The organism is Bradyrhizobium sp. 191 (assembly GCF_023100985.1).
GTDB classification, from domain to species: domain Bacteria; phylum Pseudomonadota; class Alphaproteobacteria; order Rhizobiales; family Xanthobacteraceae; genus Bradyrhizobium; species Bradyrhizobium diversitatis.
This window is the reverse complement of record NZ_CP064692.1, coordinates 2,128,255-2,141,477: the sequence shown is the minus strand read 5'-3', so window position 1 is coordinate 2,141,477 and position 13,223 is coordinate 2,128,255. Positions and strand designations below refer to the sequence as shown.

The 13,223-nt window shown below is 65.5% G+C and carries 10 protein-coding genes; 5 read left to right on the top strand and 5 right to left on the bottom strand.

Annotated features, from left to right (window positions below; all coding sequences use genetic code 11):
• The first annotated feature begins 114 nt into the window (after nt 1-114).
• On the top strand, nt 115-2,043 hold the full coding sequence (locus IVB23_RS09800) for an alkyl sulfatase dimerization domain-containing protein (RefSeq protein WP_247803372.1): 1,929 nt from the start codon (nt 115-117) through the stop codon (nt 2,041-2,043).
• 182 nt (nt 2,044-2,225) lie between these two features.
• On the opposite strand, the gene IVB23_RS09795 is transcribed toward IVB23_RS09800, so the two are convergent.
• Nucleotides 2,226-3,296: a glycosyltransferase family 4 protein gene (locus IVB23_RS09795; RefSeq protein ID WP_061878280.1), complete on the bottom strand. Its 1,071-nt coding sequence runs from the start codon at nt 3,294-3,296 to the stop codon at nt 2,226-2,228.
• Between the two features lie 274 nt (nt 3,297-3,570).
• On the opposite strand from IVB23_RS09795, the gene IVB23_RS09790 reads away from it, so the two are divergent.
• The 4 genes from IVB23_RS09790 to IVB23_RS09775 are packed head-to-tail and all read left to right on the top strand — an operon-like array spanning nt 3,571 to nt 9,453.
• The gene (locus tag IVB23_RS09790) at nt 3,571-5,334 is read left to right on the top strand and encodes an ABC transporter ATP-binding protein (RefSeq protein ID WP_247803371.1); all 1,764 of its coding nucleotides are present in this window, start codon (nt 3,571-3,573) and stop codon (nt 5,332-5,334) included.
• A 59-nt stretch (nt 5,335-5,393) separates the two neighbouring features.
• On the top strand, nt 5,394-7,598 hold the full coding sequence (locus IVB23_RS09785) for an amylo-alpha-1,6-glucosidase (protein WP_197968351.1): 2,205 nt from the start codon (nt 5,394-5,396) through the stop codon (nt 7,596-7,598).
• 23 nt (nt 7,599-7,621) lie between these two features.
• Nucleotides 7,622-8,143 (top strand): PRC-barrel domain-containing protein, encoded by a 522-nt coding sequence (locus IVB23_RS09780; RefSeq protein WP_061878277.1) that lies wholly within the window; start codon nt 7,622-7,624, stop codon nt 8,141-8,143.
• Between the two features lie 23 nt (nt 8,144-8,166).
• Nucleotides 8,167-9,453, top strand: coding sequence for an MFS transporter (locus tag IVB23_RS09775; RefSeq protein WP_247803370.1), 1,287 nt, complete (start codon nt 8,167-8,169; stop codon nt 9,451-9,453).
• Between the two features lie 65 nt (nt 9,454-9,518).
• Here the strand turns inward: IVB23_RS09775 and IVB23_RS09770 are convergent, their stop codons facing one another.
• The 4 genes from IVB23_RS09770 to fixL form a co-directional block, all read right to left on the bottom strand.
• Complete coding sequence (locus IVB23_RS09770) at nt 9,519-10,217, bottom strand: helix-turn-helix domain-containing protein (RefSeq protein WP_061878671.1); 699 nt, start codon at nt 10,215-10,217, stop codon at nt 9,519-9,521.
• A 203-nt stretch (nt 10,218-10,420) separates the two neighbouring features.
• Nucleotides 10,421-10,837 (bottom strand): response regulator, encoded by a 417-nt coding sequence (locus IVB23_RS09765; RefSeq protein WP_061878276.1) that lies wholly within the window; start codon nt 10,835-10,837, stop codon nt 10,421-10,423.
• 43 nt (nt 10,838-10,880) lie between these two features.
• Nucleotides 10,881-11,498, bottom strand: a complete 618-nt coding sequence (gene fixJ, locus IVB23_RS09760; protein WP_247803369.1) for a response regulator FixJ — start codon at nt 11,496-11,498, stop codon at nt 10,881-10,883.
• 3 nt (nt 11,499-11,501) lie between these two features.
• A complete protein-coding gene (fixL, locus tag IVB23_RS09755; protein WP_247803368.1) occupies nt 11,502-13,019 on the bottom strand; it encodes a sensor protein FixL in 1,518 nt (505 codons plus the stop codon).
• Between the last annotated feature and the right edge of the window lie 204 nt (nt 13,020-13,223).

Here is a 13,223-nt window from a genome sequence, read left to right as displayed (position 1 = left end):
GGGTCTCTCCTCACGAACAGTATTGCGAATGGAAAGAACCCCTCATCCGGCGCTTCGCGCCACCTTCTCCCACAAGGGGAGAAGGGAAGAGAACTCCGTCTTGGAGGAACGAGCATGACCGAACTCAGCAATGAGCCGAAGGACGCATCGCCGTCCGTCATCGCGCAGCAAACGGCGATGCTGAACGCCTTGCCGTTTTCCGACAGGCGCGACTTCGACGCCGCCGCGCGCGGCTTTCTCGGCACGATCGAGAATGCGACGATCATGAATCCGCAAGGGCGGACGGTCTGGAGCCTCGAGCCCTACGGCTTCCTGTCCGCCGAGCAGGCGCCGCACACGGTCAATCCGAGCCTGTGGCGGCAGTCGCGCCTCAACATGCAGCACGGCCTGTTCGAGGTCGTGCCCGGCGTCTACCAGGTGCGCGGGCTCGACATCGCCAACATGACGCTGATCGAGGGCGACAGCGGCGTCATCGTCGTGGATACGCTGACCTCGATCGAGGGGGCGCGCGCCGCGCTCGATCTCTACTTCAAGCATCGCGGCACGCGACCGGTCGCGGCGATCATCTTCACCCATACCCACACCGACCATTGGGGCGGCGCGCGCGGCGTGCTGGCGGAGGATGCACTCGCCACCGGCAGCGTGCCGATCATCGCGCCGAACCTGTTCATGGAGCACGCCGTCTCCGAGAACATCATCGCAGGACCTGCGATGCTGCGCCGGGCGCAGTACCAGTTCGGACCCCTTCTCGCCAAGGGCGTGCGCGGGCAGGTCGATTGCGGTCTCGGCAAGTCGATGGCGGCGGGCTCCGTTGCGCTGCTGCGCCCCACGGACCTGATCATGGCGACCGGCGATACGCGCGTGATCGACGGCGTCGCATTCGAATTCCAGATGGCGCCGAACAGCGAAGCACCGGCGGAGATGCACTTCTTCGTTCCGCGCTATGGGCTGTTGAACCTCGCCGAGAACTGCACGCACAATTTCCACAATCTGCTGCCGTTCCGCGGCGCCGACGTGCGTGACGCGCTGGCCTGGTCGAAATATCTGGGCGAGGCTTTGCAGCTCTGGGACGGCAAGGCCGAGGCGATGTGCGGCCAGCACCATTGGCCGGTGTGGGGACGCGAGCGCATCGGCACGATGATCCGGCAGCAGCGCGACCTCTACAAGTTCGCGCATGACCAGACCATCCGCCTGATGAACCACGGCCTGACCGCGGCCGAAATCGCCGAAACGATCCAGCTGCCGAAGAGCCTGGAAGGCGCCTGGCACGGCCGCGGCTATTACGGCCACATCCGGCACAATGTGAAGGCGATCTACCAGAAATATCTCGGCTGGTACGATGCCAATCCGGTCAATCTCGATCCGCTGCCGCCGGTCGAGGCGGGCAGGAAGTATGTCGAGTACATGGGCGGCGCGGACGCGATTCTGGCGCGGGCGCGCACCGATTTCGACAAGGGGGAATTCCGCTTCGTCGCGCAGGTGCTCGGCCATCTCGTCTTTGCCGAGCCGGACAATGCGGCGGCGCGCGCACTCTTGGCCGATACGCTGGAGCAGCTCGGTTATGCCGCCGAGAGCGCGACCTGGCGCAACGCCTATCTGTTCGGCGCGCAGGAATTGCGCCAGGGCATGCCGAAGGTGCCGGCGCGTCCGCCGATGCCGCGCGAAACGCTGGCGGCGCTCCGCACTTCCCAGCTCTGGGACGTGCTCGGTATCCGCCTCAACGGCCCCAAGGCGGAAGGCAAGCACATCGTCCTGAACTGGCGCTTTTCCGACACCGGCGAGACGTTCGTGCTCAATCTGGAGAACTGCGCGCTCACTTACACCGAGGGCGCGCAGGCGGAAAACGCGGACGCCAGCTTCACGCTCGCGCGCGCAACGCTCGATGAGGTGATCGCGAAGCTGACGAGCTTTCCGGAAGCGGTCGCCGCCGGCAAGGTCAAGCTCGCGGGCAATCCGATGAAGCTCGCCGAGCTGATGGGACTGATGGACGAATTCCCGCGGATGTTCGAGATCGTGGAGCCGAAGCGGGCGGTGGTGAGATAGTCTACTGTCGCCCCACATTCAGTGTCGTCCCCGCGAAGGCGGGGACCCATAACCCCAGGGAGACGTGTTGGCGAGACTGGCAACTTCGAGTCTTCGTAACACCACTACCGCGGAGTATGGGTCCCGGATCGGCGCGCGCTTGCGGCGCGCTTGTCCGGGACGACAGTTGTGGGTGTGACTAGCTACTCCGCGCTGCTGACCAGCTTGATCCGCGGCGCCTGTGCCTCGGTCAGGCTGCGATAGGCCGCAAGATAGTCCAGCGCCATGCGCCGTGCGGTGAAGCGCGTCTCGAACTGCTTGCGGATCGCGGCGCGGTCGAGTTGTGGCAGGCGTTTCACCACGCCGGCAGCGCTGATGACGTCCTCGACGATAAAGCCGGTCAGCCCATCGTCGACGATCTCCGGAACCGAGCCGCGGTTGAAGGCGACCACCGGCGTCCCACAGGCCATGGATTCGATCATGACGAGGCCGAACGGCTCCGGCCAGTCGATCGGCAGCAGGAGGCCGAGCGCGCCGCTCAGGAAGTCAGACTTCTCGTGATCGCTGATCTCGCCGATGAACTCGACCAGCGGATTGTTCTCGATCATCGGCCGGATCAGCTCGTCGTAATAATCCTGGTCGGCGCGATCGACCTTGGCCGCGATCTTGAGCGGAATGCCGCAATGGGTCGCGATCTTGATGGCGCGGTCGACGCCTTTTTCCGGCGCGATGCGGCCGAGCACGGCGAGATATTCCTGTTTCGCCGGCTTCGGCGTCAGCAGGGTCTCCGGCAGGCCGTGGTGGATGGTCGTCACCCAGTTCGCCTGCGGCACCGGCCGCCGCTGCGCGTTGGAGATCGAGATGACGGGCATCCTGGAGAAGGTGTTGAAGACCGGCTGATGCTCCGGCAGGTCGAGCCGGCCGTGCAGCGTGGTCACGAATGGCGTCGGCTGCCGGTGGAACAGCGACCAAGGATAATAGTCGAGATGGAAATGGAGGAAATCGAACTCCTCGTCGTCACATTTCTGCCGCACCCGCTCCAGCAGCACCATGTGCAGCGCGTTGGGATCGCGCACGGAACCGTCGAGACGGAGCGCCTTCGGCCACAATGCATCCAGCTTTGCCGACGTCTGCGAGTCGCCGCTGGCGAACAATGTCACGTCATGTCCAAGGGCTACCAGCTCCTCCGTCAACCAATGCACCACCCGCTCGGTGCCGCCATACAGCTTGGGTGGAACAGCCTCCGTCAACGGAGCTACCTGCGCGATGCGCATCTCACCATCTCCTCTGCGATCATGAACGTTGAAAGCCCCCGCGTGTCGGCACCGGCTATGCCAGCCAAGGGAACGTTCCCGCACTTGCGAAGTTCCTTACTCCAAACGTTACATATTCGACACGTCGGGGGACTGTCGCGATGCTGCCACTAGATCTTCGCACATCGCCCGCATCCGCATGTCGTGATGGCGTTGCCCGGGAACCGAGGCGAAGTGGTCGATGTTCACTCGGCCAGTAACGAAACGAAAATCAGCATAGCGGGGCGATAGCCATATGGATCAGCTTTCTGGATACGCGCGCAGGCCATTTGCCTTTGTCTTGCGCTATCTCCGGCGTCGTCTCGCCTCGCATCTGGTGATCCTGGCCGCCGTCGTGGCGGCCGTCGCCTGTTCCGTGGGCACCCAGTACGGCGTCAAATCCCTGGTCGACAGCCTGTCCGCCGGACCGGGGCATGGCGGCAGCGTATGGCTGGCATTCATTCTGCTCATGTCGCTGATCGCCGCCGACAACTTCCTGTGGCGGATCGCGAGCTGGACGGCGAGCTTCACCTTCGTCCGTGTCACGGGTGATTTGCGCCGTGACATATTTCGTCATCTGACCGGGCATGCGCCGAGCTATTTCTCGGACCGGATGCCTGGCATGCTGACGAGCCGCATCACGGCGACGTCGAATGCGGTGTTCACCGTCGAGAACATGTTCGTCTGGAACGTGTTGCCGCCCTGCATTGCCACAGTTGCGGCAATTGCCCTGATTGGAACCGTCAGTCCTTACATGGCCCTCGGCCTGGTCGTGATCGCCGGCGGCATGGTGGTCGCGATGTTCCATCTGGCAGCCGCCGGCAAGCCGCTGCATGACGATTTCGCCGACAAGGCCGCGGTGGTCGACGGCGAGATGATCGACGTCATCAGCAACATGCCGCTGGTCCGTGCCTTCTGCGGCATCGGCCACGAGCATGAGCGGTTCGACGCGACGGTGAACCGGGAGCTCACCGCGCGAAGCCGCAGCCTGCGTTATCTGGAGAAGCTGCGGCTGTTGCATGCCGCCATCACCGTGCTTCTGACGATCGCGCTGATGGCCTGGGCCATCACGCTGTGGCAGAAGGGCCAGGCGACGACCGGCGATGTCGTGCTGGTCTGTACGCTCGGCATCTCCATCCTGAGCGCTACGCGCGATCTCGCGGTGGCGCTGGTCGATGTCACCCAACACGTCGCACGCCTGACCGAGGCGATCGCCACCCTGCTGGTGCCGCACGAATTGCGCGATCACCCCGAGGCCGAGCCGCTGGTGAAGAGCGGCGCTGCCATCGCGTTCAACAACGTCACCTTCGGCTATCCCGGCGGCGAGAAGATCTTCGAGCGGTTCAGCCTGCGGCTCCAGCCGGGCCAGCGCGTCGGCCTCGTCGGGCAGTCCGGCGGCGGCAAGTCGACGCTGTTCACGCTGCTCCAGCGCTTCTACGACGTCGACGAGGGCAGCGTCACCATCGACGGCCAGGACATCTCCAAGGTGACGCAGCTGAGCCTGCGCGAGGCGATTTCCGTCGTACCGCAGGACATTTCCTTGTTTCACCGCTCCATTCGCGAGAACATCCGTTACGGCCGGCCGAACGCGACCGACGACGAGGTGCTGCGCGCGGCGATCGCTGCGCGCTGCGACTTCGTCGAGAGCCTGCCTGACGGCCTCGACACCATGGTCGGCGACCGCGGCGTCAAGATGTCCGGCGGCCAGCGCCAGCGCATCGCGATCGCGCGCGCCTTCCTCAAGGACGCGCCGATCCTGCTGCTGGACGAGGCGACTGCCGCGCTCGACAGCGAGTCCGAGGAGGCGATCCGCGAGGCGCTGTCGCGCCTGATGCGCGGCCGCACCGTGATCGCGATCGCGCATCGACTGGCGACGCTGCGCAATTTCGACCGCGTGGTGGTGCTGAGAAATGGTAAGATCATCGAGGACGGCTCGCCCGAGCGTCTGATGCAGGGCCACGGGCCGTATCGTGAGCTGGTCACGCGGGAAATGAGCCGGCTCGCGCAAGCTGCCGCGTAAACCAACAGTCGCGTTTCTCGAGTCGGTTGCGTTTTGAAACAGGCGCAGGGGAGCAGCTCATGTCGGCAGAAGCCGTCACCCAATTCGTCTCCGTGACGCGGACCTCGGAACAGGTCGCGGAACAACCGTTCTATATCCCGATGACGGGGCCGTCGGCGCGGCCACGGCGTTCGCTCAAGCACGACGACACTTTCATCGTGCTCGACAGCCATGGCGACATCGGCGCATCCGCCGGTGGGCCGGACGGCCTGTTCCATCACGATACGCGCTACCTCGCGCGGCTCGAGCTCGTGCTCGACGATCTCCAGCCGCTGCTGCTCGGCTCGAATCTGCGCGACGACAATTCGGCGTTGACCGTCGATCTCACCAATCCGGACATCTACCGGCAGGGCAGCCTCGTGCTGCAGAAGGACCTGCTGCACATCGTGCGCACGGTCTTCCTGTGGCGTGGCACGGCCTATCAGCGCATCGGCGTACAGAACCATGGCGACCGGCGCACCAGCGTCGACCTGACGCTGCTGTTCGGCAACGACTTCGCCGATTTGTTCGAGGTCCGCGGCGAGCGGCGGCCGCGCCGCGGGATCGGAACCAGTCGGCTGCTCGGGCCGACCGACGTCATGTTCGAATATCGCGGCCTCGACGAGGCCGAACGGGCGACCGGACTGCATTTCGACCCGCGTCCGACGCGGCTCTCGGTCAACGCCGCGACCTGGGAGCTCGACCTGGAACCGCACCAGGCCAAATCGCTGTTCGTGGCCGTGTCCTGCAACCGGCCGGTGACGGAAAAGCCGGTGCGGTTCTTCCCGGGGCTGCTGGCGCACCGCCGCGAGATGCGGCAGTCGACCATGGGCGCGGCCAGCATCGAGACTTCCAACAACATCTTCAACGAGGTGCTGTGCCAGGCCATGGCCGACCTCAACATGCTGATGACCGAGACGCCGCAGGGGCGATACCCCTATGCCGGCATTCCCTGGTACTCGACGACGTTCGGTCGCGACGGCCTCATCACGGCGCTCCAGATGCTCTGGGTCGATCCGCGCGTCGCCAAGGGTGTCCTGCGCCGGCTTGCGCATTTCCAGGCCACGGCGAGCGATCCGCTCGCCGACGCTGCGCCCGGAAAGATCCTGCATGAGATGCGCGGCGGCGAGATGGCGGCGCTCGGGGAGGTGCCGTTCGCGCATTACTACGGCAGCGTCGATTCGACCGCGCTGTTCGTGCTGCTCGCAGGAAGCTATTTCGAGCGCACCGGCGACGAGGCCACGCTGATCGAGCTGTGGCCGGCGATCGAGGCGGGGCTGGCCTGGATCGACGGCCCTGGTGATCCTGACCAGGACGGGTTCGTCGAATACCAGCGCGCGACCGAGAAGGGGCTGGCGAACCAGGGCTGGAAGGATTCCTACGACGCGATCTTCCATGCCGACGGCCAGCTTGCTGAGGGCAATATCGCGCTTGCGGAAGTCCAGGGCTACGTCTTCGCTGCCAAGCAGCTCGCCGCGCGTTGCGCGCTGCGGCTCGGCAAGCCGGAGCGGGGCCGCAAGCTCGAGGCCGACGCCAGGGCACTCGCCGAGCGCTTCGAGACGTCGTTCTGGTGCGAGGAGCTCGGCACCTATGCGCTCGCGCTGGACGGCGAGAAGCGGCCCTGCAAGGTGCGGACCTCGAACGCCGGGCAGGTCCTGTTCAGCGGCATGGTCCGCGAGGATCGCGCCCGCCTCGTCGCCGCCGATCTGATGGGGCCGCATTTCTTCTCGGGCTGGGGCATCCGCACCGTCGCGCAGGGCGAGGTGCGCTACAATCCGATGTCCTATCATGACGGGTCGATCTGGCCGCACGACAATGCGCTGATTGCGCTCGGGCTCGCGCGCTACGGCCTCAAGCATTCGGTGGCGCATGTCTTCAAGGGGCTGTTCGATGCCGCGACCTATATGGATCTGCGCCGGTTGCCCGAATTGTTCTGCGGCTTCCGGCGCGAGAAGCGGCGCGGCCCGACGCTCTACCCGGTCGCCTGCGCGCCGCAGGCCTGGGCAAGCGCGACGCCGTTTACGCTGCTGGAGGCGGCGCTCGGCCTCGAGTTCGATGTGGCGCGGGGCGAGATTCGCCTGCGCAATCCGCATCTGCCGGCGTTCCTCAACGAGGTGATCCTGCGCGATCTGCGCCTCGGCGAATCCAGCGTCGATCTTCGCGTCAGCCGCCACGGCGACGACGTGGCGCTGGAGGTGCTGCGCACACGCGGCCAGATCCAGGTCTCGATCGTGCTGGCGCGCTAGCGGTGCATCGTGAGGAGGGTGTCATGCGTGCGATCGGAGCGTTGATCCTGAGCGTGGCGATCGTGGTTGCCCTGACGGTCGCACCGTCGCGCGCCGCGGAGGATCAGCCCGCAGGCCAGAATGAAGCGAACGTGCCGCCGACGGCACCGCCGCCGGTCTCGACCGTTCCGGTGACGCCCAAGGACGCCGCGCCGCCACCGTCGGTGACCATCATTGGCGCGAGCGAGGCCCACGGCGTGCTCGGCCGCGACGTTCGCAGCGCCGCCGGCGAGGATATGGGCCGCATCGTCGACGTCATCGTCGATCGCACCGGCCATGTGCGGGCCGCGGCGATCGATTTCGGCGGATTCCTCGGCGTCGGCAGCCGCAAGATCGTGGTGGACTGGAACGCGCTGCGCTTCGGCAAGATCGCCAACAAGAAGGACAGCATCACGCTGGAATTGACCAAGGCGCAGGTCGCGGCCGCGCCGGAATACAAGGAGGACACGCCGATCGTCGTGCTCGGCGCGTCCGGCAGCCTTCAGCCGCTGCAAGCGATCCAGTGAGGTGCCGGGAGGGCTCACCGCCTGTGCTGTTGTCGAGGAAGCCGAACCATGCGGATCGCGGCGCTCGCGGCGAGCAGGACAAGGTCGCCGCGCCGTCGGCCGCGGCTATTCCGGCGCCGTCGCGCCAGAGCCTGCGCGGCCTCGACTGGTTCATCTTCTTCCTCGCCGACGTGCAGACCGGCTTCGGCCCCTTCATCGCGGTCTACCTGACGACGCAGAAATGGACCCAGGTCGAGATCGGCCTCGTGCTGTCGATCGGCGGCATCGTCGCGTTGATCGGGCAGATGCCGGGTGGCGCGATCATCGATGCCGCGAAGTCGGAGCGCCTGGTCGCCGCCCTCGCGATTGCGACCATCGGCGTCTGCGCGCTTGCCTATGCCGCCATGCCGATCTTCCCGGTTGTGGTTGCCGCCGCCACCTTGCACGCGGCGGCGAGCTGCGTGCTCGGGCCGGCGATCGCCGCGATCAGCCTTGGCCTCGTCGGCCCGCTCGCGATCGGCGAGCGGCTCGGCCGCAACGCGCGCTTCGCCTCGCTGGGTAATGGCGTCGCGGCGGCGGTAATGGGCACCGCGGGTTATCTCCTGTCGAGCCGCTCCGTGTTCCTGGTCACTTTCCTGCTCGCGATCCCGACCCTGATCGCGCTCTCGCGCATCCGTGAGAACGAGGTCGACATCAGGCGCTGTCACGGCGAGATGCCGCCTGAAGCCGCCGACCGCGGCGATACCAACATCTGGCACCTGATCCGGCAACGTCCGCTCATCGTCTTCGCGCTCAGCGTGCTGTTGTTGCAGCTCGCGAATGCTGCGATGATGCCGCTGATGGCGAGCGCGGTGACGGCGCGGTCGAGCCAATGGGCGACCGTGCTCGTCGCCGCCTGCATCATCGTGCCGCAGGCGATCGTGGCGCTGCTGTCGCCGACGGTCGGGCGCAAGGCACAGCTCTGGGGCCGGCGTCCCCTGCTCCTGATCGGATTCGGCGCGTTGACGATTCGCGGACTGTTGTTTGCGACCGTGCGCGATCCCTACCTGTTGGTGCTGGTGCAGGTGTTCGACGGCTTCACCGCCGCGGTGTTTGCAGTCATGATTCCGCTGATCGTGGCCGACGTCGCCTTCGGCAGCGGTCATTTCAACCTGGCGCAGGGGATCGTGGGGACGGCGACCGGCATCGGCGCATCGCTGAGCACGGTGCTCGGCGGCTATGTCAGCGACAAGTTCGGCAATGCCACCGCATTCATCGGGCTGTCCGGCGTCGCCGCGACGGGGCTCCTTCTGATCCTGCTGATGATGCCGGAAACCCGGCGCACGGCATGACCGCGGCAAAAGAGAAGGCCGGCCGAAACGGGTTCGGCCGGCCAAGTCACGGGGGAGAAAATCGGTCAGGCGTCGAGATTGTGCAGGCGCTGGCGGTTGCGCAGCACGATCTGGCGGGCGCCGGAGAAACCGAGAATGCCCTGGGCGTGAAGCTGCGACAGCGCGCGCGACACGGTTTCGAGCGTGAGGCCGAGATAGTCGCCGATGTCGCGGCGGCACATCGGTAGCGCCATCATGCCGGCAACGGCGAGGCGGCGGTCCATTTCGAGGAGGAAGGTCGCAACACGCTCCATCGCGGTCTTGCGGCCCAGGAGCAGCATGTGGTCCTCAGCATGACGAAGCTCACCGGCGGTCATCGTCCAGAGCTTGCGGGCAACCTGCACGTCGGTGCCGGCGGCCTTCTCGAGGCTCGCGCGCTTCACGAGGCGGACGGTGGTGTCGATGATGGCTTCCGCGGCGAGGCGGTGAGTGGGACCGGATTCGAGGCCGAACACGTCGCCGGCGAGATGGAAGGCGCCGATCTGACGGCGGCCGTCGGAGAGAAGCTTGTAGCTACGCACCGCGCCGGTGACCACCTGATAGACGTATTCGGACGCCTCGTCCTCGCCGTAGATCTCCTCGTCCTTGCCGTAGGAGAACTCGGTGGCGACCAGGCCGACATGGCCCGTGATCGCGCCGAACTGGTCGGTTACGGGGTGGGCAGGGGCAATCTTGCCACCGATTTGGGTGTTGATCGCCTGGGTGTTGATTGTCTGGGTCAGCATCTGCGCCATCTCCGTTGTGATGGCGCTTTCCTACGCGGTATCGGGGGCTTCGAAAATTTCGAGCGATATCTTAAGGGGGGTGCCTTACGTAGAATCCCGTAGGCTTAGGCGCGATGAGATCAGGATGAATCGTCATCGCGCCTAGGTCATTGTTTGAGCATGATCCTTTCGGAAAACCGCTGCACACTTTTCCGGATCATGCTCTAGGCGCGGGGGCGGTCCTGGATGGCGTGGCGGATGCACTTGACCAGGTTTTCGTCGAGAAGCGGCTTCAAAACCACGTCCTTGATGCCCGCCGTCGCCGCCCGGGCCGAGATGTTCTCGTCGGGATAGCCGGTGATCAGGACCACAGGCGCGTCGCGGTCGGATTTGCGCAAGCGGCCGGTCAGCTCGATACCGTTGATGTCCGGCATCTTGTAGTCGATGACGTAGCAGTCCGGCCCGGGCGCGCCGCTGATATTGAGTAGCGCCGTGCCGCTCCTGAATGTCCGCACGGCAAAGCCATCGGTCTCCAGCAGGAACCGCAACGATCCCAGCACGGCGGCATCATCGTCGACCACAAAGACGGTGAGTTGTGGGGAGGACGGCAGCCGCGCACCATGTGAGCTGACCTCGATCATCCTGACTGGTTAGCACGGCCCCGGGAAGGCGCCTTGACCTGCCTCAATCGTTGAGCATGCCGGCACGCATCGCCAGCCGGACCAGTTCGGAGAGGCTGCTCGCCTGCATCTTGGTCATGACATTGGCCCGGTAGACCTCGATGGTGCGCGGGCTGATGTCGTATTCGCGGGCGATCAGCTTGTTGGAGAGGCCCGCGATCAGCCCTTCCATGACCTGGCGCTCCCTGGGACTCAAGGACGCGACGCGGGCGGCGATGTCCTGCGCGACGGCTTCGTTCTTGGCGGCGGGCTCGGCCTGGCGGATGGCCGAGTCGATCATGGCGGTGAGACGGTCGTCATCGAACGGCTTTTCCAGGAAATCGACCGCCCCGAGCTTCATGGCTTCGACCGCGAGCGGCACGTCGCCATGACCGGTCATGATCACGATCGGGAAGGGGCTCTGCTGCGCCTTCATCCGCTTCAGCAGCTCGATCCCGTCGAGCCCGGGCATGCGCACGTCGGAGACGACGCAGCCGAAGGCGAGGCCGGGCAGGGCTTCGAGAAAGGCGAGGGCGTCGTCGAACAGGGTGACGCCGAAGCCGGCGGAATCCAGCAGGAAGTTCAGCGAGTCCCGCATCGCTGCGTCGTCGTCGATGACGTAGACATGTCCCTTGGTCGTCATGGATCAGCTCTCGTCGGTTGCCGGCAAGGTGAAGCGGAATGTCGCTCCGCCCGCCGCGTTGCTCTCGGCCCACATGCGGCCGCCGTGAGCCTCGATGATCGAGCGGCTGATGGACAGTCCCACGCCCATGCCGGTGTCTTTGGTGGTGAAGAAGGTCTGGAACAGGTTAGGAATGACGTCGTCCCGGAAGCCGATGCCTGTGTCTGAGACCTCCACCTCGATCATGTCGTCGCCGACGCGGGTGTTGGCGACGACGAGCTCGCGCCGCGGCGACTGCGCCATGGCCTCGAGCGCGTTGCGGAACAGGTTTACCAGCACCTGCTGAATCTGCACCCGGTCGGCGAGGACGAGATCGGCGCCGGGATCGAGGCTGAAGCGGAGCTGCACGTTCTGCTCGCGCGCGCCGGCGAGCCCGAGCGCGCCGGCTTCCTCGATCAGCTTCGACAGGCTCTCGACCCGCTTTTCCGATTCGCCGCGGGAGACGAAGTCGCGCAGCCGGCGGATGATCTGGCCGGCACGCAAGGCCTGCTCCGCCGCCCGATCGAGCGCGCTTTCGACCTTCGGCGAGTTGGGATCGCTGCTGCCGGCGAGGAGGCGCCGCGATCCCTTCATGTAGTTGCTGATCGCCGCCAGCGGCTGGTTGAGCTCGTGGGCGAGCGCGGAAGCCATTTCGCCCATTGCGGTCAACCGCGACACGTGCACGAGCTCGGCTTGCAGCTCTTGGAGCCGCGCCTGGGTCTGCTGGTGCTCGGTGAGGTCGCGCACGAAGCCGGTGAAATAGGGCTCGCCCGCGCGTTGCGTCTGCCCGACGGACAGGTGCATCGGGAAAGTCGTGCCATCGCGGCGCTTGCCCGTCACGATCCGGCCGATGCCGATAATGTGCGGATCATTCGTCCGGAGATAGCGCGCGAGATAGCCGTCATGACGAGACTGATCGGGCTCCGGCATGAGAATGCTCACGTTTCGGCCGATGGCTTCCTGCTTGCTGTAGCCGAACAGCCGCTCCGCGGCGCTGCTGAAGAGCTGCATGATGCCGCGCGAATCGATGACGATCATGGCGTCGGGCACCGTTTCGAGAATCGAGCGAAGATGATTCTCCTGGGAGCGCAGGGCCTCCTCGAGCTGCTTTTCCTCGTTGATGTCGAGGAATATCCCGCTGAGATGACGTGGCGTGCCCGAATCGTCCCGGATCACGCCGGCCCTGGCCCGGATCCATTGACCGTTTCCGGACGCGGTGCCGAGCTTGAAGGACAGATCAAGCTCCCCGCCGCCTTCCGAGGTGCGCCCGATCGCCTTCAGGAAATTGTCCCGGTCGCTCGGCTCCAGCAGGGACAGAAAGAGATCGTAGCTGACGGCCTGGTCCCGCTCGAGGCCAAACAGCCGCTTGGCCATCTCCGACCATTCAAGCTCGCGCGTCTTCAGATCGAGGTCCCAGGTGCCCACCCCGAATCCCTCGATGCGGCCCCGGAAATGCTCGCCCCGACCGTCGTCTGCCGGATGGGTCACGCGGGTCGGCGCCAAGCTCTGCTCCTGTTCTCAGCGGGCAGGCAGGATGCCTTTACCGCTACGGCAATTTCGCCCAAGGCTCGCCCAGAGGCAAGCGCGGACGTTGAATTCGCCGTCGTATCTCTCATTGAACAGCGAGAGAGCCAGAAAGCGCCTGTTTGATCTATCTCATCCTGCCGCGCGGCAGCAGGCTTACGATTTGCAAAAATTTGGTGATGC